The organism is Streptomyces cyaneochromogenes, assembly GCF_003963535.1.
GTDB classification, from domain to species: Bacteria; Actinomycetota; Actinomycetes; order Streptomycetales; family Streptomycetaceae; genus Streptomyces; species Streptomyces shaanxiensis.
This window is the reverse complement of record NZ_CP034539.1, coordinates 5,069,649-5,090,874: the sequence shown is the minus strand read 5'-3', so window position 1 is coordinate 5,090,874 and position 21,226 is coordinate 5,069,649. Positions and strand designations below refer to the sequence as shown.

The window sequence follows — 21,226 nt, the reverse complement described above, 5'->3', positions numbered from 1 at the left end:
CTGGGAAGGTGTACCCCTACATGCCTCTCGCGCTTCTGGCCCTCGCGATCGGGGCCTTCGGAGTCGGAACGACCGAGTTCGTGATCATGGGCCTGCTGCCCGAGGTCGCGGGCGACTTCGGGGTCTCCATCCCCACCGCCGGCTTCCTGGTGACCGGCTACGCGCTCGGGGTGGTCCTGGGCGCTCCCCTGATGACCGTGCTGGGCACCAAGGTCACCCGCAAGCGGATGCTGATGCTGCTCATGGGGCTGTTCATCGCGGGCAACCTGCTGTCCGCGGTCGCTCCCGCCTTCGCCGTCATGCTGATCGGCCGAGTGGTCGCCTCACTCGCCCACGGTGCCTTCTTCGGCATCGGCTCGGTCGTGGCGGCCGAGTTGGTCGCCCCGGACAAGAAGGCCGGGGCCATCGCGATGATGTTCACCGGCCTGACCGTCGCCAATGTCGTCGGCGTCCCGCTGGGCACGTTCGTCGGGCAGTCCCTCGGCTGGCGCGTCACGTTCGGCATCGTCGCCGCACTCGGCGTCGTCGGCCTGGCGGGCATTGCCAAGCTCGTCCCGGACATGCCCAAGCCACAGGGCGTCCGCCTGCGCCACGAGCTGGCGGCCTTCAAGAACGCCCAGGTCCTGCTGGCCATGGCGATGACGGTCCTCGGCTTCGGCGGCGTCTTCGCGGCCATCACCTACATAGCGCCGATGATGACCCACGTCGCCGGCTTCGCCGACGGCTCCGTCACCTGGCTGCTGGTCCTGTTCGGGCTCGGCATGGTCGGCGGCAACCTGATCGGCGGCAAGTACGCCGACCGCGCGCTGATGCCCCTGCTGTACGTCTCTCTGGGCGCCCTCGCCGTCGTGCTCGCGCTCTTCACACTCACCGCGCAGAACAAGATCCTCGCTGCGGTCACGATCGCGCTGATCGGTGCCCTGGGCTTCGCCACCGTCCCACCGCTGCAGAAGCGCGTCCTCGACCAGGCGCACGGTGCCCCGACGCTGGCCTCGGCCGTGAACATCGGCGCCTTCAACCTCGGCAACGCCCTGTCAGCCTGGCTAGGCGGCATCGTGATCGGGGCCGGGTTCGGCTACACGTCCCCCAACTGGGTCGGCGCCGCCCTCGCCGCCGCCGCGCTGCTGCTCGCGTTCGTGTCGGCAGCGCTGGAGCGCCGCGACGGAGCATCCCCCAGCACCGTCGTCACGAGTACCGCGCCCGCCGGGCAGCGAGCTGCCGTTCACCACTGAGCCGATCCGTACTGAGCCGATCCGTGTGCGGGGTCAGGGCCGCCCCCGCACCTACGGCCCCGTGACCGGCCACCTCAGCACCACACCGCAAGGAGAACCCTCAATGAGCACCGCCACTGCCACCACCGCCGTCACCGCCATCGCCCCCTTGACCACCCAGGACGCCGACGCCCTCGTCGCCACCGCCCATCAGGCCGCCGAGGCCGCAGGGGTGACCGTCAGCGTCACGGTCCTGGATGCCGGAGGCCACCTGCTCGCCTTCCGGCGTGACGACCGAGCCGTGTTGATCTCCGGGGAGACCAGCACCCGCAAGGCCTACACGGCACTCCAGCTCGACGCCCCCACCGCGGATCTCGTCGACGCCGTACAGCCTGGTGGCCTCTTCCACACCCTGCCCACCGCGCTCGATCGGCCGCTGCTCTTCATCGCGGGGGGTGCGCCGATCCATCGGGGCGGCCGGCTGGTCGGCGCGATCGGGGTCGGCGGTGGCGCGCCCGAGCAGGACCACCGATTGGCGACGGCCGCGATCGAGGCACTCGGCTGACAGCAAGCCCGCAGCCGCGAGCCTCAGCCCGCCGCCACCGTCAGCGGGGCGAACCGCCGGGTCCAATCGCCGGGCAGTTCCGCGATGCCGTACGTCATGACCGCGTTGAAGGCGACGGAGCCCAGACCGTGCTCCTTCACCCACGCCAGCAGCTCCTCGTGGCGTACGTCGATGTCAGTGCGCAACGGACGATCGGTGTGGGCGGCGAGGGAGGCGATGAGCGCCTTCGCGGTCTCCGTGTCACGGGCGATCAGCGGGCCCACGACCTGTGTGTCCATGTTGGGCCAAGCTCCCGCGTAGCCGACGATGCGGCCGCTCACCTCGGCGACACGCAGCTGGTCGGTGAAAGCGGGGAGCCGCGTGATGATGTGCGTGCGGTCCGCGCCGAACACCTCATCGTCGAGCCGCACGATCGCGGTCAGGTCCTCTGCGGTGGCCGCGCGCGTGGCGACACCGGGCGCCGAGGGGCCGGGGCGGAAGTGTCCGCGCAGCATCTCCGCCCGGCCGGTGGCCTTGAAGCCGAGCTCTTCGTAGAGCGGTCGGCCGTTCGGCGTCGCGTGCAGGGTCAGCGGCGTAGTGCCCATCGCGGCGATGACGTGACGCATCAGCCGGCGGCCGACGCCCCGTCGGGCATGGCGTTCGGCGACCAGGACCATGCCGATGGCCCCCAGATCGGGACGGCCGAGAGATCCGTACTCCGTGACCACGCAGGCGCTGACGAGACCGCCCTCGGGGTCGTCGATGCCGTAACCCTTCCCGGCCGTGAGAAGGAACCCCCACTTGTGTTCCTCGCGGGGCCAACCTCGATCCTCGGACAAGTCGGCGCAGGAGGTGAGGTCGCGAAGCGTCAGACGGCGGATGGGCAGAGCGGCGAGGGAAGGAGTCGGCACGCAGGTCAGGCTGTCTGACGACTGCCCTGATCGTCCAGCCGTTTCCGGGGAGACGTACGAGCTTTTGGCCATGTCATGGCCCACCGCACAGCGTGCCGACTGACGCCGGGTGTTTCACGTGAAACATGGACGAACGGCGAGCGTCCATCAGCAGGCGACCGTCAAGGGCTTTCGGTGAGCGTTCATGCCGAAACAGGGGAGCATCAGCCGTCCCGTTAGCCTCAAGGCCCATGGCGAGACTTCACCTCTTCGACCTCGACGGCACGCTCCTGCACGGAACATCCGCCCCCGTGGAGATCTCACGGCAACTCGGGCTGGAAGCGGAGACCGTGGCGCTCGACCGGGAGATCTCGGCGGGGCTGATCGGGCCACCGGAGTACGCGACGCGGGTGCACGCGCTCTGGGCGGATCTCACCGAGGCCCATGTGGTGGCCGCTTTCGAGGGCGCTCCTTGGCTGGCCCGGATCCGTGACGTCTGGGCGGAGATCAGGGGACAGGGCGAGTACTGCGCCGTCGTATCCCTCTCACCGTCCTTCTTCGTGGAGCGGCTGACGGGCTGGGGAGCGCACGCGGCGTACGGGTCCCGCTTTCCAGCCGTGCCGTTCACCGAGCCCGTGGACCCGGCAGGAGCGCTCAGTGCCGCGGCCAAGGTCCTGATTGCCGACCGGCTCTGCGAGGAGTTCGGGGTGACACGGGCCAACTGCGTCGCCTATGGCGATTCACTGTCGGACAAGGACCTGTTCGGAGCCGTCCCGGTTTCCGTCGCTGTCAATGCGGATCGTCATCTGGCCGGACTCGCGACCCACTCCTACATGGGGATGGATCTATGGGAAGCCTATGAATTGGTGCGCAGCGGCCGGTAATTGAAGGAATTGCTCGTTCGCCGCCGCGCCCGATTCGTGAGAGAGGAAGGGGGGACTTGTGATCGGGGCGTCGGCCGGTAGGGTCGACTCCGGTTCGTGTCCGAGCTGTGATGCGGACTCCCAGCCCGGACCGGCCGCAAGGCAAAGCAGCCTAATGGGACGGAGAGATCGAAGACCCGCATTCTCGGGTATGCGGCCGGGGCGCTCACACGCGGTGGGATGCTTCGGTGGGAGTACTGCGGCCAATGTCACACTGTCGCCTTACTTGTCCGTACTGAGCGTGAATACGGGTTGTATGTGGCCGCATTGGCCACGGCAACGAACGGGGAAGAGCAAGCCGTCGCGGGGGAAGCAGGCACCTTCCGATCGAGGAAGTGCGCAGACCGACCGAAAGATGTTCGAGGCGAGGCACACCATGGACGCTCCGACCACCACGTCGGCCGACAACGGCACTTCCGGCGGCGGGGGCGGCTGGTTCACGCCGCGCAAGCAGCCGGCGGCGACACCGGGCACCGAACAGGAGACGGCCGAGGGCCGCCGTCTGGCCGCGATGCGCCCGGTCGGCAGGACAGCGACGGGCGCGGGCACGGGCCCGCCGCCCCAGGACGGCACACAGCCCGCCACGACGGACGTCCCGGCGCCGTCGGCCCCCGCGGATGTCGGCTCCGGTCCCGGCGCGCCGGACCCCGTCGCACATCCCGCCCCGGAACGAGGCGTACCGGCCGCGATACCGACTCCAGCCGCCACCGCCCCGAGCCATATATCGCCTCCGCTGTCCGGGCAGCCGGCCTCGGCCACAGGCCAAGGTGCCCCAGCCGTCGACCCGGCTCCAGGCCAGGAGCCGCCCGTCCCCGCCTTCGCCTCGCCCCAGTCCCCGGGCCAGGCGCCCCCCACTCCCGTTCAGGCCGCCGCCACCCGGGCCGCCACGGCCCACCAGGCGATATCGAGCAGCACCCCCGTATCCCCGGCCTCCCCCCAAGTGCACGTCCCGACCCAGCGCCCCACCCCGCCCCAAGCCGCGTCTCCGGACGCCATCCTGATCCGCCGGACGATGGCCGAGGTGGGCCCCGTCGCCGACAAGGTCACCTCGTACTTCTACGCGCTGCTCTTCGTGCGCCACCCCGACCTGCGGTCCCTGTTCCCGGCCGCGATGGACACCCAGCGGGACCGGCTGCTCAAGGCCTTGCTCACCGCGGCCGAGCACATCGACAACAAGCCCGTCCTCGTCGACTACCTCCAGAACCTCGGCCGCGGCCACCGCAAGTACGGCACCCGGCCCGAGCACTACCCGGCGGTCGGCGAGTGCCTCATCGGCGCGCTGAGCAAGTACGGCGCCGGTGTCTGGAACGGGGAGATGGAGGCCGCCTGGGTCCGGGCGTACACGACGATCTCGCAGGTCATGATCGACGCGGCTGCGGCGGACGAACTACGTGCCCCGGCCTGGTGGTACGCGGAGGTCGTGTCGCACGATCTCAGGACCCGGGACGTAGCGGTCGTCACCGTCCGTCCCGACCAGCCCTATCCCTTCCTCGCCGGGCAGTACACGAGCCTCGAGACGCCCTGGTGGCCGAGGATCTGGCGGCACTACTCCTTCGCCTCGGCGCCCCGCTCCGACGGACTGCTGACGTTCCATGTGAAGGCCGTGCCCGCCGGCTGGGTCTCCAACGCGATGGTGCACCGCGCCCGGCCGGGGGACATCATCCGGCTCGGCCCGCCGAGCGGTTCGATGACCGTGGACCACACCACGGACAGTGGCCTGCTCTGTCTGGGCGGAGGCACCGGCATAGCGCCCATCAAGGCACTCGTCGAGGACGTGGCCGAACACGGCGAACGCCGACCGGTCGAGGTCTTCTACGGCGCCCGCAGCAATCAGGACCTCTACGACATCGACACGATGCTCCGCCTCCAGCAGTCCCACCCCTGGCTGGAGGTCCGCCCGGTGGTGGACCGGCACGGACTCCTCCAGCTTCCCGACGCCATACGGGAGTACGGGCAGCCCTGGAGGGAGTACGACGCCTACGTTTCCGGACCGCCCGGCATGATTCGCAGCGGCGTGGACGCGCTGCGAGACATCGGCATCCCGTCCGAGCGCATACGGCACGACTCGGTGGAGGAACTCGTCGTCACAGGGAGCTGACCTTCGGTCGGATCAGCCCAGGTCCGGGGCGTGCATCGCGCGGACGCCCTCGATGTTGCCGTCCAGGTAGTGCCGCAGCGACAGCGGTACGAGATGGACCGAGGCGATCCCGACCCGGGTGAACGGCACCCGCACGATCTCGTACTCGCCGATGGGCTCGTCCACCTCGGGCCCGTGCCGCAAGGAGGTGTCCATCGACTCCAGGCGGCAGACGAAGAAGTGCTGCACCTTCACGCCGGTCGCGCCGCCGTCCTCGCCTATGTGCTCGACGGTGTCGACGAAGCAGGGCACAACGTCGATGATCTTGGCGCCGAGCTCCTCGTACACCTCACGGTGCAGGGCGTCGACAACAGTCGTGTCCGTCGGCTCGACCCCACCACCGGGAGTGAGCCAGTAGGGATCCACACCAGGCTTGGTGCGCTTGATCAGGATCAGGTCGTCGCCATCCAGCAGAACGGCGCGTGCGGTGCGCTTGACCACGGGTCGGACGGTCATGGGAGAAATGTGGCCCGGCTGGTTCCACGTGAAACATCGCGAGACGTCACCGGTCGAGCTCAGGCCGTGACGGACCCGAACGCCCAGTTCAGGCCTGCTCGGAAGCCGCTGCTCAGGCCCCGTGGGAAGCCGGCTCAAGCCCAGTCGGAAGCCGCTCTCAGCAGCCACTCGTGGGCCCGCGCGATATGCGGCATCGCCAGCGTGCCCGTGCGGACCACCAGGAAGTACGTCCGCAGCGGTGGCACTGGCGGATCATGCAGGGCGACGACGTCACCGCGCTCCAGCGCGTCCGCGCACAGATAGCGGGGCAGTACCGCGAGCCCTGCCCCCGCGACCGCGCAGGCGAGGACCGCGCGCAGGTCCGGGACGATCGCGGTGCCCGGGGCGGCGGGGCGGGAGTCGTAGACCGAAGCCCAGTACCGGGAGACGAACGGGAGGGACTCGTGGACCTCTACCACCGGAACGTCCTCCAGCGCGTGCGCTCCCTTGTGGCGCAGTTGCCCCGCGCCGATCCGGTCGACCCAGCGGGGAGCGGCGACGAGTACGTGCTCCTCGTCGCAGAGCGGAGTCGCGGTGAGCAGAGCGCCGCGCGGACGGGCCGTACTGATGGCCAGATCGTGATGCCCGGCGGCAAGCCCTTCCAAGGTCTCCTCGGCGTTGCCGAAGGATGCGCGCAGCGCGAGTCCCTGGCTGTCCTCGCCGGTCAGCTCGGTGAGCGCGGGCAGCGCTCGCTCGGCGGTGAACTCGGGCGGGCCGGCCAGGTGCAGGGTTCGTAACGAGAAGTCGTCGTCGATACCGGTCTCGGCTATCTCCACCAGGGCGTCGAGATGCGGCGCGGCCTTGTGGGCGAGTTCGTCGCCTATGGTCGTCGGCGTCACTCCGCGGGCCTGGCGCAGGAAGAGAGGGCGGCCCAACTGTCGTTCCAGGGTGCGGATCTGTGAGGTCACCGCCGGCTGGGAGAGTCCGAGCAGCGCGGCGGCGCGAGTGAAGGAACCGGCCCGGTGCACGGTCACAAAGGTGCGCAACAAGGCCAGATCCATGCGACACCCTCCCCTTCCCCGCCCTTCTCCTCACCCCCAGGGCAGGCAGGGCCCAACTATAAATAAGTCGATAGGTCGCTGTCGCTACTGTGATTGGACACTGACAGAGAGTCAACTAGCCTTGTTCGCGCGGTTCTTCGCGCGCGGAACCGGGGGCGGTCCGAGCCACGAGGGGGGAGGCTCGGACCGCCCGTTCTATGTATGAGGACACCGACGACGGCAACGGACGCGGACAAGACTCCGGTCACTTCGCCGAAGCGTCCAGTGCACTCAGCACATCCGCCACCAGGTCCTCGGGATCCTCCGCGCCGACCGACATGCGAATGAAGCCCTCCGGCACGGCGTCGCCTCCCCAGCGTCCGCGCCGCTCGGCCGTGGACCGCACACCGCCGAAGCTGGTCGCGTCGTCGACGAGCCGCAGGGCGTCCAGGAAACGCTCGGCACGCGCGCGCGTGGGCAGCGTGAAGGACACCACGCACCCATAGCGCCGCATCTGCTGCGAGGCGATCGTGTGCGAAGGGTCCCCGGGCAGCCCCGGATAGCGCACTCCGAGCTCCTCCGGCCAGTCCCGCAGCGCCTCGGCGACCGCCAGGGCACTGGCGTTCTGCCGCTCGACGCGCAGGTGGAGCGTGGCGAGGGAACGGTGCGCCAGCCAGGCCTCCATGGGCCCCGGAATCGCCCCGACGATCTTGCGCCAGCGCCGTACGGCGGCCATGGCCTCGGCGCCGCGGCCGGTGACGTATCCCAGCAGCACGTCGCCATGTCCCGTGAGCTGCTTGGTGCCGCTGGCCACCGAGAAGTCGGCGCCGAGTTCCAGCGGCCGCTGCCCGAGGGGCGTCGCGAGCGTGTTGTCGACGGCGACGAGGGCGCCACGCGCGTGTGCCTCCGAGACGAGCCGCCGGATGTCGCACACGTCGAGGCCGGGGTTCGACGGGGTCTCGATCCACAGCAGCTTCGCGCCGTCCAGGACGCCGAGCTGGGCGTCCCCGCCGGTCGGCGCCGTGCGCACCTCGATGCCGTACGCCTCCAACTGCGCACGCACCAGGGGCAGTGCCTGGTAGCCGTCGCTGGGCAGGACGACCGCGTCCCCGGCGCGCAACTGGGAGAAGAGCACCGACGAGGTCGCGGCCATGCCCGACGCGAAGACCAGCGTCTCGACGCCGTCCTCCCCCGGCGCCTCCAACTCGCCGATGGCACGCTCGAGGTGGGACCAGGTCGGGTTCTCGTCGCGCCCGTAGGTGTACGACCCCGTGGGCTCGCCCGGCAGGTGGTAGTGGGCGGCGAACACCGGGCCCGGCAGAGTGGGCTCGTACTTGACCGGCTCGGGCAGCCCGGCCCGCACCGCGCGCGTACCGTCCCCGTCACCGGAGGGCAGCCCCTGCGTCCGCGCGTCGCTCATGCCGCCTGCCCCTCCACCTGCTCGCGGACCGCGGTGAGCAGGCCCGTGCTTGCCGCCTCCACCATCTCCAGGCACTCCTCGAAGCCGTCCCGGCCGCCGTAGTACGGGTCCGGCACGTCCAGTTCGTCGTCCGCGGCGGGGTCGTAGGAACGCAGCAGCCGCACCTTCGCCGCGTCCTCCGGCGAGGGTGCGAGGCGGCGCAGGGCCTTGAGGTGGCCCACGTCGAGCGCGATGACGAGGTCGAGACGGGCGAACCAGGACGGCTGGAACTGTCGGGCCGTGTGGCCGCCGTCGTAGCCGTGCTCCTCGAGGACGGAGACGGTGCGCGGGTCGGCGGGGTCGCCCTCGTGCCAGCCGCCGGTGCCGGCGCTGTCGATCTCGACCAGGCCGTCGAGCCCGGCCTCCGCCACCCGGGCTCTGAAGACGGACTCGGCCATCGGCGAGCGGCAGATGTTGCCGGTGCAGACGAAGCAGACGCGGTAGGTCATGAGGTACTCAGTCCCCGTCGGGCAGGACGACGTTGAGCGCCCAGGAGACGATCGAGATGATCAGGCCGCCGAGCACCGCGGTCCAGAAGCCCTCGACATGGAAGCTCAGGTCGAACGTGTCGGCGAGCCACGAGGTCAGCAGCAGCATCAGCGCGTTGACGACCAGTGTGAACAGGCCGAGCGTCAGGATGAGCAGCGGCAGGCTCAGCAGCTTGACTATTGGCTTGACCAGGAAGTTCACCACGCCGAAGATCAGCGCGACGAGGAGCAGGGTGCCGACCTTCTTGCCCGTGCTGTCACCGGTGAGGGTGATCTTGTCGAGCAGCCAGACGGCGACCGCCAGGGCGCCCGCGTTGGCGATCGTCTTGACTACGAAATTCTTCATGTGTCTGATCGTGGCAGACGGAATCGGCCATGAGCACTGGGATGAGGGCGGACAACAGCGATGAAGGCATTCCGGCTGGACGAACTGGAGGCGGAGCGCGCCGCCAACGAGGGCGCCTACCTGCAGTTTCTGCGTGAGCGGAACATGTCGGTCGGGCTGTACGCGCTCAACGCAGGCGAGCATGATCCACAGAAGCCGCACAATCAGGACGAGGTCTACTTCGTTGTGAGCGGCCGCGCCCAGATCACCGTCGGCATGGAGACGACCCAGGTGGCGCGCGGCAGCGTCGTCTACGTGCCGGCCGGCGTCGCCCACAAGTTCCACCACATCAGCGAGGATCTGCGGGTGCTCGTGGTGTTCTCTCCGCCCGAGAGCTGACCCTTGGCGTCAGGGTTCCCTAGGGGATCGATCAGGGGAGGACAAGGGCTGCGAGGCCCCCGCACGGGCACCTGCCCGCCCTAGCATCGAGTGCAGGGAATCCGCGGGTTCGAATGAATCGGCAGGTTCGAAGGATCAGGACCCGGCACAGTGACGGGCCGGAGAGGTAAGGACGAGGGCGATGCGTGAGATCTTCGCAGGACTGCCGTGGTGGGTGAAGTGGATCGCGGTGCCGGTCATCGCTCTGGTCGTGTTCGGCGGGCTGATAGCCAGCGTCGTCGGGTTCGTCATCGGACTGCTCTTCAAGGTGCTGGTCTTCGTGGCACTGGTCGGTGGACTGATCTACGTCGTAAGGAAGTTCACCTCGAGCTCCTCGTCGCGCAGCGACTGGTGAGGGCCGTGGGGACTGTGGGGACCGGTGGGCGGTAACAGGAATCACCGGTTCCCTCGGCCGAGGGAAGTTTTCCCGGCAGGGCGTCAGCGAGCGGTGACGGGCCAATAGAGTCCGGAAATCGACGCGGGGACGCCCCCGCGAGCGGCGTGCACCCCTCCCGTGTTCCCCCGCACGGGCTCCCCCCTCGCGCTCAGGGAGTGACCCTTGGCCACGGTTGACACCGCACCCTCAGACCCCCACGCATCCGTCGGACGACCGCGGTCCTCAAGTCCCCAGGTACCGCGACAGGCGTCCCCGACACCCCCCGAGCAGCCGCACTCAGCGACGCTCATCGGATCCGTCCAACGTGCGATGCGCCTGCTGGAATGCGTCGCCGGGCACGAATACGGCGCTCCCGCCAAGCAACTCGCCCGTGAGACGGGCCTGGCGCTGCCCACCGCGTACCACCTGCTGCGCACCCTGGTGCACGAGGGCTATCTGCGCCGCGACAGAGGGCTGTTCTTCCTGGGTGACGCCGCTGTGCGGCTGAGCAGCAGCGGAGCCGAGCAGAAACGTCGCAGCACGGTCGCCGACGCGCTCGCCCACTGCCGTGACGCCCTCGGCCTGCCCGTGTACTACGCCCTGTACCGCGACGGCGAGATCGAGGTCATGGGCGTCTCCGACACCCCGGGCAATCCGGCCGTCGAGGAATGGGCCGACTTCCGTGAGACCGGCCACGCGCACGCCATCGGCCAGTGCCTGCTGTCCCAGCTGGGGGAGGACGCCCGCCGGGACCATCTCGACCGCCATCCCGTGCAGGCCATCACCCCGTACACGGTGCGTGACAGCCGCACCCTGCTGCGCCGCCTCGAACGGATCCGCCGGATGGAGCCGGTGACCGAGCGCCAGGAGTACGCGCTGGGCACGGTGTGCGCGGCGATCCCGATCACGGTGGGCAGTACGGCCGCGACGATCGCCATCTCCCTGCCCGTTCACCAGGCCGACCGGCTGCTGTCGGCGGCACACCAGCTGCAGGACGAGGTCGGGCGGCTCCTGGGGTCACTCTCGATCTCTATCAGTATGTGAAAACTCACTCCTTGTGATCTCTCGTGTACGTTCAGCAAGATTCCACCAGTGTCGGGGTCCGTTCCCGGCCAGTCGACCGGCAAACGACGGGGTAGGCGATGCGCGAGTCCGTACAGGCAGAGGTCATGATGAGCTTTCTCGTGTCCGAGGAGCTGTCCTTCCGCATCCCGGTAGAGCTGCGCTACGAGACCTGTGATCCCTATGCCGTGCGGCTGACCTTCCACCTGCCCGGCGATGCCCCGGTGACCTGGGCATTCGGCCGCGAACTGCTGGTCGACGGGGTGGGCAGGCCCTGCGGCGAGGGCGACGTACGGGTCTCGCCGGCCGGTTCCGAGACACTCGGCGATGTGCTGATCCGGCTTCAGGTCGGCGCCGACCAGGCGCTGTTCCGTTCCTCGGTGGCACCGCTCGTGGCCTTCCTCGACCGCACCGACAAGCTGGTGCCGCTCGGGCAGGAGGGCGCGCTCGCCGACTTCGACGCCCATCTCGACGAGGCCCTGGACCGCATCCTGGCCGAGGAGCAGAGCGCGGGGTGAGGAGTCACGGCAGCCACGGTGGCGGTGGCGTAACGCTTCGCCAGGCGCAAACGGCGTGCGTGGGAGCTCTTCCTCGCCGGGCGGGCTCCGCATTGCGCCGGATGGGCGAGGCCGGCCGTGTCGGATCGGCGGGCGTACCTCTCACCCGTTCCACAGCCGGCTCACTCCTTCAGCGGCCGCCGCACCGCCACCACCGTCACCCCAGCGCCACCACCGTCACCCCAGCGCCATCGCCGTCACCCCAGCGCCATCGCCGTCACCCCAGCGTCATCGCCGTCACCTCAGCGCGTCCGCCGTCGTCTCACCGCTTCCGCCGTCGTCCCCGTCCTCCGCGCCCCGGCGCCGGCTGTGCGCCCGCCGGGACCGGCTGGGCACCTGTCGGTGCCGTCCCCTTCTCCGGCCGGTCGGCCGAGACCACCAGGGCCGCGAGCGCGGTGGTGACCGGCACCGAGGCGACCAGGCCGATGGAGCCCACCAGCGTGCGCACGATCTCCTCCGCCACCAGCTCACTGTTGGCGACCGTGCCGACGCCGCTCTGCGCGATCGAGAAGAGCAGCAGTAGCGGCAGCGCGGCGCCCGCATAGGCGAGGACGAGCGTGTTGACGACCGACGCGATGTGGTCGCGGCCGATGCGGATGCCCGCGCGGTACAGGCCGCGCCAGCCCATCGTCGGGTTGGCCTCGTGCAGCTCCCAGACAGCGGACGTCTGGGTGACCGTCACGTCGTCGAGGACACCGAGGGAACCGATGATGACGCCGGCGAGCAGCAGACCGCTCATGTCGATCGACGGGTACAGCCCGTGGATCAGGCCGGTGTTGTCGTCCGTGTTGCCGGTCAGGGCGGCCCAGTCGATGAACCCCGAGCCCAGGAGCCCGATCAGCAGCAGCGAGAGCAGTGTGCCGAGGACCGCCACGGACGTACGGGCCGATAGGCCGTGGCACATGTAGAGGGCGATCAGCATGATGGCGCTGGCCCCGACCACGGCCACGACCAGGGGATTCGAGCCCTGCAGGATCGCCGGCAGGATGAAGAAGGTCAGCACCAGGAAGCTGATGGCCAGCGCGACGAGCGCCATGACACCGCGCATCCGGCCCACCACGACGACCGCGAGTGCGAAGATGCCGGCGAGCAGCGCCATCGGGAACTTACGGTTCACATCGGTGACCGAGTACTGCAGGTCCTTGGGCGCCGAGGGCTCGTAGGCGACCACGACTTTCTGGCCCTCTTCCAACTGCCGCGACTGATCGGGCTGCACGATCTCCGTGAACGTACGGCCCTTGTCCTTGCCCGTGTCGACGGTGATCGTCGCCTTCTTGCAGGTGCCGTTCTCCTGCTGCACGGCGGAGGAACCCTCGGCGGTGGAGGTGCCGCCGGTCGGGGGCACCCCAGAGGCGCCCACGTCCTTGCAGCTCACCTCGACCACCTTGGTGACCGTGGCCTGCTGTGTCTGCCGGTCGAAGCCGACGCCCGTGCGTTCGTGCGACGGGGCACCGCCCGGCCACAGCACCACGAGCCCCACCACCACCGCCGCGGCGAACGGGATCAGGATCGCTGCGATGACCTTGCGCAGGTGCTGGGAGACGGGGGCCGCAGGACCGTGGGCGTGACTGTGCGAGTGCCCGTACCCGCCACCATCACCGCCGCCACGCGAGCCGCCGGACCCGTGGCCGTGTCCGTGATCACCACCGGAACCGTGCCCGTGTCCGTCACCTGGGCCGGGCCCCTGCCGTGGCGAGCCACCGGATCCTGGGCCGCGCTCGTGCGGCCCACCGAAGCCGGGACGGTGGTCGTTCAGTCCTCCGGATCCCGGCCCGCCCTCGTGTCTGCCACCGCCCCTGCTCCCAGGCTCCTGCATCCCACCCGCCCCAGATCCGTGCTCGTGCCAACCGCCGGTGCCGGCCGTGTGATCGTCGTGGCCGCCTGCGGGACCACGGCCGTACCCACCGTCGTATCTGCTCGCGGGAACCCCCGAACCCCGGCCGTCTGTACGGCCGTTGCCCCGCCCGGGGCCGTTTCCGGTGCCGGATCCACGGGGCCGCTCAGGCGGTGGGTACGGAGGTTCATGCGTCGAGGTCACCGACCGATCATCGCAAGAACGACCGGGGCCCCCTGTTCACCGCGCCCGAATTGACGCTAGCGTGGTGCCACCTTTGTACACGCGGGAGCTCGGAGCACCGGGCTGAGAGGGCGCTGACCTCCGTCCCAGCGATGTTTCACATGAAACATCACCCATCGCGAGTGATGTTTCACACGAAACGTCGGCAGACGGAAACCGCTGCGTCGACCGCCGAACCTGTTACCGGGTAATGCCGGCGTAGGGAGTAGGTCTCATGACCAACGAGGACGCACGCACGCCTGCCTCCGTCCAGGGCGAGAAGTCCCAGGAGGCCGGAAAGTCCATCGGCTGGCACAAGGCGTATGTCGAGGGCTCACGCCCCGATCTGCGGGTGCCGGTCCGCCAGGTGCACCTCACCAACGGGCAGTCGGTCACGCTGTACGACACGTCGGGCCCGTACACCGATCCATTGGCCGAGACGGACGTCCGCAGGGGCTTGCCCCCGCTACGGGAGAACTGGATCATCGCCCGCGGCGACACCGCGGAGTACGCGGGCCGTCCCGTGCGTCCCGAGGACGACGGAATCAAGCACACGTCGCCGCGTGGCGGTCTGCGCAACCTCGACGCGGTCTTCCCCGGGCGGCCGCGCCAGCCGCGTCGCAGCCGCGACGGCAAGGCGGTCACGCAGCTCGCCTACGCCCGTCGGGGCGAGATCACGCCCGAGATGGAGTTCGTGGCCATCCGGGAGAACGTTTCTCCCGAAGTGGTCCGCGACGAGATCGCGGCGGGACGGGCGGTGCTGCCCGCCAACGTCAACCACCCGGAGATCGAGCCGATGATCATCGGCAAGCGGTTCCTGGTGAAGGTCAACGCCAACATCGGCAACTCCGCGGTCACCTCCTCCATCGAGGAGGAGGTCGAGAAGATGACCTGGGCGACTCGCTGGGGCGCCGACACGGTCATGGACCTGTCCACCGGCCGCAACATCCACACCACCCGCGAGTGGGTGCTGCGCAACTCCCCCGTGCCGATCGGCACGGTGCCGCTCTACCAGGCGCTGGAGAAGGTCGACGGCCGCGCCGAGGAGCTGACCTGGGAGATCTACAAGGACACGGTCATCGAACAGGCCGAGCAGGGCGTGGACTACATGACGGTCCATGCCGGCGTGCGCCTGCCGTACGTGCCGCTCACCGCCAACCGCAAGACCGGCATCGTCTCGCGCGGCGGCTCGATCATGGCCGCGTGGTGCCTGGCGCACCACAGGGAGAGCTTCCTGTACGAGAACTTCGAGGAGCTCTGCGAGATCCTCGCGACCTACGACGTCACATACTCCCTGGGCGACGGCCTCAGGCCCGGCTCGATCGCGGACGCCAACGACGAGGCTCAGTTCGCTGAGTTGAGGACGCTCGGGGAACTCAACACGATCGCCAAGCGTTTCAACGTACAGACCATGATCGAGGGCCCGGGACATGTCCCGATGCACAAGATCAAGGAGAACATCGACCTTCAGCAGGAGATCTGCGATGAAGCTCCGTTCTATACGCTCGGCCCGCTGACCACGGACGTCGCGCCAGCGTACGACCACATCACGTCCGGCATCGGTGCCGCGATGATCGCCTGGTGGGGCACGGCGATGCTCTGCTACGTCACGCCCAAGGAGCACCTGGGCCTGCCCAACCGTGACGACGTCAAGACCGGCGTCATCACCTACAAGATCGCCGCCCACGCGGCCGACCTCGCCAAGGGGCATCCCGGTGCGCAGGAGTGGGACGACGCGCTGTCCGACGCCCGCTTCGAGTTCCGGTGGGAGGACCAGTTCAACCTCGCCCTCGACCCGGACACGGCACGGGAGTTCCACGACGAGACCCTTCCGGCCGAGCCCGCCAAGACGGCTCACTTCTGCTCCATGTGCGGGCCTAAGTTCTGCTCGATGAAGATCTCCCAGGACATCCGCCGCCAACACGGCGAGTCCCGGGAGGACATCGAGGAGGGCATGGCTCAGAAGTCGAAGGAGTTCGCGGCGGCGGGCAACCGGGTGTACCTGCCGATCGCGGACTGACGTCGACGTCCTGACCCAGGGCGCCGTGCCCTGGTGTCCGGCGCGTGTCCGGTTGTCCGGCGCACGTCCGGGCGCCGGCGTGCTGCCCGGCTGTTCGGCTTGCGCCTCCCCGAGGGGTCTCCCCGGGGTTCCGTCGAGGTGGAGTTCCCCTGGCGGGGCTCTCCTACGCGGAGGCGCAAGCCGAGGGGCTACTCCGGCTGGTGTTCCGGCCCTCCGAAGTCCGGGCTGGTGTAGTCCGGGCTCGAGAAGCTCGGCCGTGCGCCCCGCGAGGCACCGTCGTCCGGGCTGCTGAAACCCGGGCGGGCGTAGCCGAGGTTCGGAATGCGGCCCGCGGGTGTCGACGGTGGCGTGCGGTGCAGTGCCGATGCCGTGCCGGGGTCGGCGAGTGCCTCCCGAAGGAAGGGCAGGATGCCGCGCTCCAGCAGGGCCCCACGCCAGGCTTCCCTGGCCCGGGAGACCTCCTCGCTCAGTTCGCCGTACGGTCCGGCGTCGAACGCGGGCCGGTTGCGCAGGGCGGTGAGCAGAAGGCCGACGGCGGCGACCAGGATCGCGGCCGCCGCCACGGCACCGAACACCCAGCCGGTGGTGAGCATCGTCGTGGCGAACGCCGGCTCGGGGTCGAACATCTTCAGGATGTAGCCGACGAGCAGGAAGATCGCCGCGGCGGTGCCGGCGAGGACGGGTGCCAGGACGGCGAGCACGGCGACGACGCCCGGGCCGGCTGTCTCGGCGACTTCTCCCATGGTGGTGGCGAGCCCCATCGCACCCGTGCCCGACTCGGTGGAGCCGGACTCGCGGGCGGACGACGGGGTGGACGGCGCCGGCTGGCGCAGTTCCTCGCGGACCTTCACGTAGTGCTGGTACTCGGTCGCCGCGGCCGCCGTGATGAGTGCGGTGGCGTTGAGCGCCATGGTGCGCAGCTGTTCGGGGTTGAGCCGCTGTCCGACAGCGGTCAGTTCCGGGCGGTGTGGTGCGGAGCGCAGCGCCTCGTCGAGGATCCGCTCGTAATCCTGGCGGTCCTCGCTGTACAGGTGCTGCGGAACGCTGTTCATGTGCATCCCCCGATGCTCCGTAGGGCTTGGGGCTCGCATGGCAACGAGCCGTCGGGCAGAAACGGAGGGGAGCCTGCTACGGATAAGCCGATGGTAGAGCGGTGACGGCACACGGTGACAGGGGGTTTCCAAAAATTGGGCCCTGGCCTGCGCCGTCTGCCGTCACTGCCTCCTGGGGCGACGTCTGCCCCGTGAACGGTCAGATATCCAGGGGAAGTTGCTGGACCAGCAGCTTTCCGGCCATGGTCACGCCGCCGTCCATCGCGATGGCGAGGCCTTCGGCGTAGACGTGCGGTCCCTCGACCAAGGGCCTGCTGTCGTCCTCGCCCTCGTCGGAGCCGACCTCTCCCAGGAGGTAGGGGATGGGACTGTGGCCGTGAACGATGCGGGTGCCGCCGTACGTATCGAGCAGGGAGCGCACATGGTCGGCGCCGCCCTCGTCGCGGAAGGAGAAGCGCTTGGTGAACTTGCGGAAGAGATCCCAGACTTCGTCGGCGTCGTTGCGTGCGAGCGTCTCGCGGACGGTGTCGTTGACCGCCTCGATCGAGTCGCCGTAGTCGAGATAGGCGGTGGTGTCCGAGTGCACGAGCAGGTGGCCGTCGACCTCTTCCACGGCGTCCAGCCGCGACATCCACTGCAGGTGGTGGTCCTGGAGACGGTCCATGTCGGTCTTCTGGCCGCCGTTGAGCAGCCAGGCCGCCTGGAAGGTGGCGGTGCCCGCGCCGGAGTTGACGGGGGTGTCGCCGAACCGCTTGGCACCGATCAGCAGCAGCTCGTGGTTGCCCATGAGGGCCTTGCAGTAGCCGCCGGCAGCCGCCGCCTCCGCGGAGAGACGCATCACGAGGTCGATGACGCCGATGCCGTCCGGGCCGCGGTCGGTGAAGTCGCCGAGGAACCACAGCCGGGCGGTGCCCGCGCTCCAGTTCCCCGCCGAGTCGATGAGGCCCTTCTCCTGGAGGGCGGCCACCAGCTCGTCGAGATAGCCGTGCACGTCGCCGACGACGAACAGCGGGCCGACACCGCCTCCGGACGCCGGGGCGGGCAGGGAGGCCGGGTCGACCTGCACCTGAACCGTGTCACCGCGATTGATGACGGGCAGGTCGCGCTGCGTCGGCGTGTATCCCTCCGGATAGGCCTCGCCTACGGGCGGCGCGACGTCACCCGGGTGTGTGCTGTGGCCGTACGGACCGGTCTCGTGGACGTAAGCGGGCACCCGGAAGTCGCGCAACGTCGCCGTCCGCTCCACCTCGGGTCCCTGACCGGCCCCCTGAGTCATCAGACCCCTCCACCATCGCGCCGCAGCTGCACCGCATCGGACTGCCTGGTCGCAGCGGCCCGCGGGTGTCGTGGGCCCATCATAGGAATGCCGATCGCGCCATGTGATGACCCAGGGGTGGTGAATCGGAGCAGGACTCCTGTTCACCGCGGCTTTCGCCCCGATTGGGCCGGGCTTCGGCCGTCCGATGACCGTGTTCGCCGTCGCTCCCTGACTCGTCTCCGGCGCTCTCGGACCTGCGTTTCACCTTCGCCCGGCCTGCGTCGGCCGACTCCCCCGGCCCGCGTCTGCCGCCCCCGGCCTCCCGCTAGCGCTCCTCCGGCGACCGCGGCGGGCTGACCGTCGTACGCGGCGGCCGTCGCTGGGACGAGGTACGCACGATCAGTTCGGTCGGTATCACCTGCTCGACCGGCCGGTCCGAGTCCACTCCCTCGATGGCGTCGATGAGGAGCTGGACCACGGCCGTGCCGATGCGGCGCGGTTTGAGGGAGAGCGTGGTGATGGGCGGCTCGGTGTTGGCGTAGACGACCGACTCGCTGCAGCAGACCAGCAGCAGGTCGTCCGGCACGCGCAGGCCGTAGCGGCGCGCGGCGGCGAGCAGATCGGTGCCGTTCGGGTCGAACAGGCCGTAGACGGCGTCGGGCCGGTCCGGGCGGGCGAGCAGCCGGTCGGCGGCGACGGCTCCGGCGCACGGATCATGTGCCGGGTAGGCCTCGTACACCGGGTCCTGGCCGACCCTCTCGCACCAGCGCAGGTAGGCGGTGGTCGAAAGATGGGTGTACGTGTCCGTCGTGGTGCCGGTCAGCAGACCGATCCGGCGGGCGCCCGCGTCGGCCAGGTGGTCGAGGATGCCGAGTACGGCGGCCTCGTGATCGTTGTCGACCCAGGCGGTGACCGGGAGCGAGCCGGCCGGGCGGCCGTCGGAGACGACCGGCAGACCCTGTCTGACCAGCTCGCTGACGACGGGGTCCTGGTCGGACGGGTCGATGACGACCGTGCCGTCGAGGGCGACGTTCGACCACACGTCGTGGCGCGAGGTCGCGGGGAGGATCACGAGGGCGTAGCCGCGGGCGAGCGCGGCCGAGGTGGCCGCACGGGCCATCTCGGCGAAGTACGCGAACTCGGTGAAGGTGAAAGGTTCATCCCCGTACGTCGTCACGGTCAGGCCGATGAGGCCTGATTTGCCGGTACGGAGTGTGCGGGCCGCGGCCGAGGGCCGGTAGCCCAGTCGGTCGGCGACCTCGCGGACGTGGCGTCGGGTGGCGTCGGGGAGCCGACCCTTGCCGTTGAGGGCGTCGGAGACGGTTGTGATGGAGACCCCGGCAGCGGCGGCCACGTCTCTGATCCCCGCCCGCCCGGGCCGACTGCCTCGGCGTGAGGTTTCCGCGCGGCTCACCTGGTGCTTCCCTGCTGCTGTCATGGCGAGCCGATAGTAGGGCTCATCCGGTGGGGTAGTGCGGACGCATATGCACGCGTTGACAGGCACGTTTCTGCAAGGTCATGGGGCGTCAAAGTCCTTGGAAAGCAAGGGAGTTGAACGATCCAATAGTAGGACCTGACTTGTCGGCACGTATGGGCCTGCCAAGTGCCCGATGTTTCGAAGAGGTCTCAACTCACCTTCACGAGGGATGCGCGCCACGGAGTGAGCCACCGGCGCGTAGATATATGTGTGATGCGCCCCCTAATTCGTACAGCTTCGTACGGTGATGCCCCTGATGCAGGTGTGACAGAAGGGGTCCGCAGTCGAAGGCGTCTCACCTGTACGCATCGGCGGGGAATCCTCATAAGGTGAGGAGTATTGGAGCCGGCGGTGATGACGGGCCGCCGGTGGTCGCGAGGAGGACTGCGGTGAGCGAGACGAGCCCCAAGCTGCGCGCCGAGCTGGAGGGGATCCCCACCTATAAGCCCGGCAAGCCTGCCGCGGCGGGTGGTCCGGTGGCCTACAAGCTGTCCTCGAACGAGAACCCCTATCCGCCGCTGCCCGGCGTGATGGAGTCCGTGACGGCCGCCGCCTCGTCGTTCAACCGCTACCCGGACATGATGTGTACGGGGCTGATGAACGAGCTGGCCGAGCGCTTCGGCGTCCCGGCCTCCCATGTGGCCACCGGCACCGGTTCGGTCGGTGTCGCGCAGCAGCTGATCCAGGCCACCTCCGGGCCCGGCGACGAGGTCATCTACGCCTGGCGGTCCTTCGAGGCGTACCCGATCATCACGCAGATCAGCGGCGCCACCTCGGTGAAGGTCCCGCTGACGCCGGGTGATGTGCACGACCTGGACGCGATGGCCGCCGCCATCACCGACCGCACCAGGATGATCTTCGTCTGCAACCCCAACAACCCGACGGGCACCGTCGTGAGGCGGGCCGAGCTGGAGCGGTTCCTCGACCGGGTGCCCGGCGATGTGCTGGTGGTGCTCGACGAGGCGTACCGCGAGTTCATTCGTGATCCCGAGGTGCCGGACGGTGTCGAGATCTACCGTGAGCGGCCGAACGTGTGCGTCCTGCGGACGTTCTCCAAGGCATACGGCCTCGCCGGTCTCCGTGTCGGTTTCGCGATCGCCCAGGAGCCGGTCGCCGCGGCGCTGCGCAAGACGGCGGTGCCCTTCGGGGTGAGCCAGCTCGCGCAGGACGCGGCCATCGCCTCGCTGCGCGCGGAGGACGAACTGCTCGGACGGGTCGGCTCGTTGGTGGGCGAGCGCAGCCGCGTGGTCGACGGGCTGCGTGCCCAGGGCTGGACGGTGCCCGAGACCCAGGCCAACTTCGTGTGGCTGCGACTGGGGGAGCGCACGGTCGACTTCGCGGCCGCGTGCGAGCAGCACGGCGTGGTGGTCCGGCCGTTCCCGGGCGAGGGTGTGCGGGTGACGATCGGAGAGGTCGAGGCGAACGACATCTTCCTGAAGGTGGCGGAAGGGTTCCAGAAGGAGCTGTAGGACTCCGCG

20 protein-coding genes are annotated in these 21,226 nt (G+C 69.4%); 10 read left to right on the top strand and 10 right to left on the bottom strand.

Annotated elements, in window-relative coordinates; genetic code table 11:
* Positions 1–20 precede the first annotated feature (20 nt).
* Positions 21–1,232, top strand: coding sequence for an MFS transporter (locus EJ357_RS23100; RefSeq protein WP_126393471.1), 1,212 nt, complete (start codon positions 21–23; stop codon positions 1,230–1,232).
* A 103-nt stretch (positions 1,233–1,335) separates the two neighbouring features.
* On the top strand, positions 1,336–1,776 hold the full coding sequence (locus EJ357_RS23095; RefSeq protein ID WP_126393470.1) for a GlcG/HbpS family heme-binding protein: 441 nt from the start codon (positions 1,336–1,338) through the stop codon (positions 1,774–1,776).
* 23 nt (positions 1,777–1,799) lie between these two features.
* Here EJ357_RS23095 and EJ357_RS23090 read toward each other — a convergent pair whose 3' ends face one another.
* Positions 1,800–2,666: a GNAT family N-acetyltransferase gene (locus EJ357_RS23090; protein ID WP_126393469.1), complete on the bottom strand. Its 867-nt coding sequence runs from the start codon at positions 2,664–2,666 to the stop codon at positions 1,800–1,802.
* Between the two features lie 230 nt (positions 2,667–2,896).
* Between EJ357_RS23090 and EJ357_RS23085 the strand changes: the two genes are divergently transcribed.
* Together EJ357_RS23085 and EJ357_RS23080 are read left to right on the top strand one after the other, a co-directional pair.
* The gene (locus EJ357_RS23085) at positions 2,897–3,529 is read left to right on the top strand and encodes an HAD family hydrolase (RefSeq protein WP_126393468.1); all 633 of its coding nucleotides are present in this window, start codon (positions 2,897–2,899) and stop codon (positions 3,527–3,529) included.
* A 394-nt stretch (positions 3,530–3,923) separates the two neighbouring features.
* The gene (locus tag EJ357_RS23080) at positions 3,924–5,666 is read left to right on the top strand and encodes a globin domain-containing protein (RefSeq protein WP_126393467.1); all 1,743 of its coding nucleotides are present in this window, start codon (positions 3,924–3,926) and stop codon (positions 5,664–5,666) included.
* Between the two features lie 12 nt (positions 5,667–5,678).
* Here EJ357_RS23080 and EJ357_RS23075 read toward each other — a convergent pair whose 3' ends face one another.
* The 5 genes from EJ357_RS23075 to EJ357_RS23055 all read right to left on the bottom strand — a co-directional run bounded on the left by EJ357_RS23075 (position 5,679) and on the right by EJ357_RS23055 (position 9,473).
* A complete protein-coding gene (locus EJ357_RS23075; protein ID WP_093907682.1) occupies positions 5,679–6,161 on the bottom strand; it encodes an NUDIX domain-containing protein in 483 nt (160 codons plus the stop codon).
* A gap of 134 nt (positions 6,162–6,295) precedes the next feature.
* Positions 6,296–7,201, bottom strand: coding sequence for a LysR family transcriptional regulator (locus EJ357_RS23070; protein ID WP_126393466.1), 906 nt, complete (start codon positions 7,199–7,201; stop codon positions 6,296–6,298).
* Positions 7,202–7,445: 244 nt separating this feature from the next.
* The gene (locus tag EJ357_RS23065) at positions 7,446–8,600 is read right to left on the bottom strand and encodes a cystathionine gamma-lyase (protein WP_126393465.1); all 1,155 of its coding nucleotides are present in this window, start codon (positions 8,598–8,600) and stop codon (positions 7,446–7,448) included.
* Positions 8,597–9,088, bottom strand: coding sequence for a low molecular weight protein-tyrosine-phosphatase (locus EJ357_RS23060; RefSeq protein WP_126393464.1), 492 nt, complete (start codon positions 9,086–9,088; stop codon positions 8,597–8,599). The genes EJ357_RS23065 and EJ357_RS23060 overlap by 4 nt, the downstream gene beginning before the upstream one ends.
* Positions 9,089–9,095: 7 nt before the next feature.
* Positions 9,096–9,473, bottom strand: coding sequence for a phage holin family protein (locus EJ357_RS23055; protein WP_126393463.1), 378 nt, complete (start codon positions 9,471–9,473; stop codon positions 9,096–9,098).
* 60 nt (positions 9,474–9,533) lie between these two features.
* On the opposite strand from EJ357_RS23055, the gene EJ357_RS23050 reads away from it, so the two are divergent.
* The 4 genes from EJ357_RS23050 to EJ357_RS23035 all read left to right on the top strand — a co-directional run bounded on the left by EJ357_RS23050 (position 9,534) and on the right by EJ357_RS23035 (position 11,846).
* Entirely contained in the window at positions 9,534–9,851 is a 318-nt protein-coding gene (locus tag EJ357_RS23050; RefSeq protein ID WP_019755167.1) for a cupin domain-containing protein, read from the top strand.
* Between the two features lie 181 nt (positions 9,852–10,032).
* Positions 10,033–10,245 (top strand): DUF5326 family protein, encoded by a 213-nt coding sequence (locus tag EJ357_RS23045; RefSeq protein WP_030048440.1) that lies wholly within the window; start codon positions 10,033–10,035, stop codon positions 10,243–10,245.
* Between the two features lie 351 nt (positions 10,246–10,596).
* Positions 10,597–11,310, top strand: a complete 714-nt coding sequence (locus EJ357_RS23040) for an IclR family transcriptional regulator (protein ID WP_126393462.1) — start codon at positions 10,597–10,599, stop codon at positions 11,308–11,310.
* A gap of 98 nt (positions 11,311–11,408) precedes the next feature.
* A complete protein-coding gene (locus tag EJ357_RS23035; RefSeq protein WP_062707976.1) occupies positions 11,409–11,846 on the top strand; it encodes an SsgA family sporulation/cell division regulator in 438 nt (145 codons plus the stop codon).
* A gap of 301 nt (positions 11,847–12,147) precedes the next feature.
* Here EJ357_RS23035 and EJ357_RS23030 read toward each other — a convergent pair whose 3' ends face one another.
* Complete coding sequence (locus EJ357_RS23030; protein WP_407698510.1) at positions 12,148–13,701, bottom strand: YibE/F family protein; 1,554 nt, start codon at positions 13,699–13,701, stop codon at positions 12,148–12,150.
* Between the two features lie 475 nt (positions 13,702–14,176).
* Here EJ357_RS23030 and thiC point away from each other — a divergent pair, with 475 nt between their 5' ends.
* A complete protein-coding gene (gene thiC / locus EJ357_RS23025; RefSeq protein ID WP_126393461.1) occupies positions 14,177–15,961 on the top strand; it encodes a phosphomethylpyrimidine synthase ThiC in 1,785 nt (594 codons plus the stop codon).
* Between the two features lie 188 nt (positions 15,962–16,149).
* Here the strand turns inward: thiC and EJ357_RS23020 are convergent, their stop codons facing one another.
* From EJ357_RS23020 to EJ357_RS23010, 3 genes are all read right to left on the bottom strand, one after another.
* Entirely contained in the window at positions 16,150–17,019 is an 870-nt protein-coding gene (locus tag EJ357_RS23020; RefSeq protein WP_126393460.1) for a hypothetical protein, read from the bottom strand.
* Between the two features lie 193 nt (positions 17,020–17,212).
* Entirely contained in the window at positions 17,213–18,289 is a 1,077-nt protein-coding gene (locus EJ357_RS23015; protein WP_126393459.1) for a metallophosphoesterase, read from the bottom strand.
* A 307-nt stretch (positions 18,290–18,596) separates the two neighbouring features.
* Positions 18,597–19,709 carry a LacI family DNA-binding transcriptional regulator gene (locus EJ357_RS23010; protein ID WP_126393458.1) on the bottom strand — a complete coding sequence of 371 codons (1,113 nt, stop codon included), beginning with the start codon at positions 19,707–19,709 and terminating at the stop codon, positions 18,597–18,599.
* Positions 19,710–20,137: 428 nt separating this feature from the next.
* Between EJ357_RS23010 and hisC the strand changes: the two genes are divergently transcribed.
* Positions 20,138–21,217 carry a histidinol-phosphate transaminase gene (hisC, locus tag EJ357_RS23005; RefSeq protein ID WP_126393457.1) on the top strand — a complete coding sequence of 360 codons (1,080 nt, stop codon included), beginning with the start codon at positions 20,138–20,140 and terminating at the stop codon, positions 21,215–21,217.
* Positions 21,218–21,226: the final 9 nt, after the last annotated feature.

What these genes read in the sequence shown, in the direction of transcription:
- EJ357_RS23100 (WP_126393471.1), top strand. Translation starts at nt 21, where the DNA reads ATGCCTCTCGCGCTTCTGGCCCTCGCGATCGGGGCCTTCGGAGTCGGA.
- EJ357_RS23095 (WP_126393470.1), top strand. Translation starts at nt 1,336, where the DNA reads ATGAGCACCGCCACTGCCACCACCGCCGTCACCGCCATCGCCCCCTTG.
- EJ357_RS23085 (WP_126393468.1), top strand. Translation starts at nt 2,897, where the DNA reads ATGGCGAGACTTCACCTCTTCGACCTCGACGGCACGCTCCTGCACGGA.
- EJ357_RS23080 (WP_126393467.1), top strand. Translation starts at nt 3,924, where the DNA reads ATGTTCGAGGCGAGGCACACCATGGACGCTCCGACCACCACGTCGGCC.
- EJ357_RS23075 (WP_093907682.1), bottom strand. Translation starts at nt 6,161, where the DNA reads ATGACCGTCCGACCCGTGGTCAAGCGCACCGCACGCGCCGTTCTGCTG.
- EJ357_RS23070 (WP_126393466.1), bottom strand. Translation starts at nt 7,201, where the DNA reads ATGGATCTGGCCTTGTTGCGCACCTTTGTGACCGTGCACCGGGCCGGT.
- EJ357_RS23065 (WP_126393465.1), bottom strand. Translation starts at nt 8,600, where the DNA reads ATGAGCGACGCGCGGACGCAGGGGCTGCCCTCCGGTGACGGGGACGGT.
- EJ357_RS23060 (WP_126393464.1), bottom strand. Translation starts at nt 9,088, where the DNA reads ATGACCTACCGCGTCTGCTTCGTCTGCACCGGCAACATCTGCCGCTCG.
- EJ357_RS23055 (WP_126393463.1), bottom strand. Translation starts at nt 9,473, where the DNA reads ATGAAGAATTTCGTAGTCAAGACGATCGCCAACGCGGGCGCCCTGGCG.
- EJ357_RS23050 (WP_019755167.1), top strand. Translation starts at nt 9,534, where the DNA reads ATGAAGGCATTCCGGCTGGACGAACTGGAGGCGGAGCGCGCCGCCAAC.
- EJ357_RS23045 (WP_030048440.1), top strand. Translation starts at nt 10,033, where the DNA reads ATGCGTGAGATCTTCGCAGGACTGCCGTGGTGGGTGAAGTGGATCGCG.
- EJ357_RS23040 (WP_126393462.1), top strand. Translation starts at nt 10,597, where the DNA reads ATGCGCCTGCTGGAATGCGTCGCCGGGCACGAATACGGCGCTCCCGCC.
- EJ357_RS23035 (WP_062707976.1), top strand. Translation starts at nt 11,409, where the DNA reads ATGCGCGAGTCCGTACAGGCAGAGGTCATGATGAGCTTTCTCGTGTCC.
- EJ357_RS23030 (WP_407698510.1), bottom strand. Translation starts at nt 13,701, where the DNA reads ATGCAGGAGCCTGGGAGCAGGGGCGGTGGCAGACACGAGGGCGGGCCG.
- thiC (WP_126393461.1), top strand. Translation starts at nt 14,177, where the DNA reads ATGACCAACGAGGACGCACGCACGCCTGCCTCCGTCCAGGGCGAGAAG.
- EJ357_RS23020 (WP_126393460.1), bottom strand. Translation starts at nt 17,019, where the DNA reads ATGCACATGAACAGCGTTCCGCAGCACCTGTACAGCGAGGACCGCCAG.
- EJ357_RS23015 (WP_126393459.1), bottom strand. Translation starts at nt 18,289, where the DNA reads ATGACTCAGGGGGCCGGTCAGGGACCCGAGGTGGAGCGGACGGCGACG.
- EJ357_RS23010 (WP_126393458.1), bottom strand. Translation starts at nt 19,709, where the DNA reads ATGACAGCAGCAGGGAAGCACCAGGTGAGCCGCGCGGAAACCTCACGC.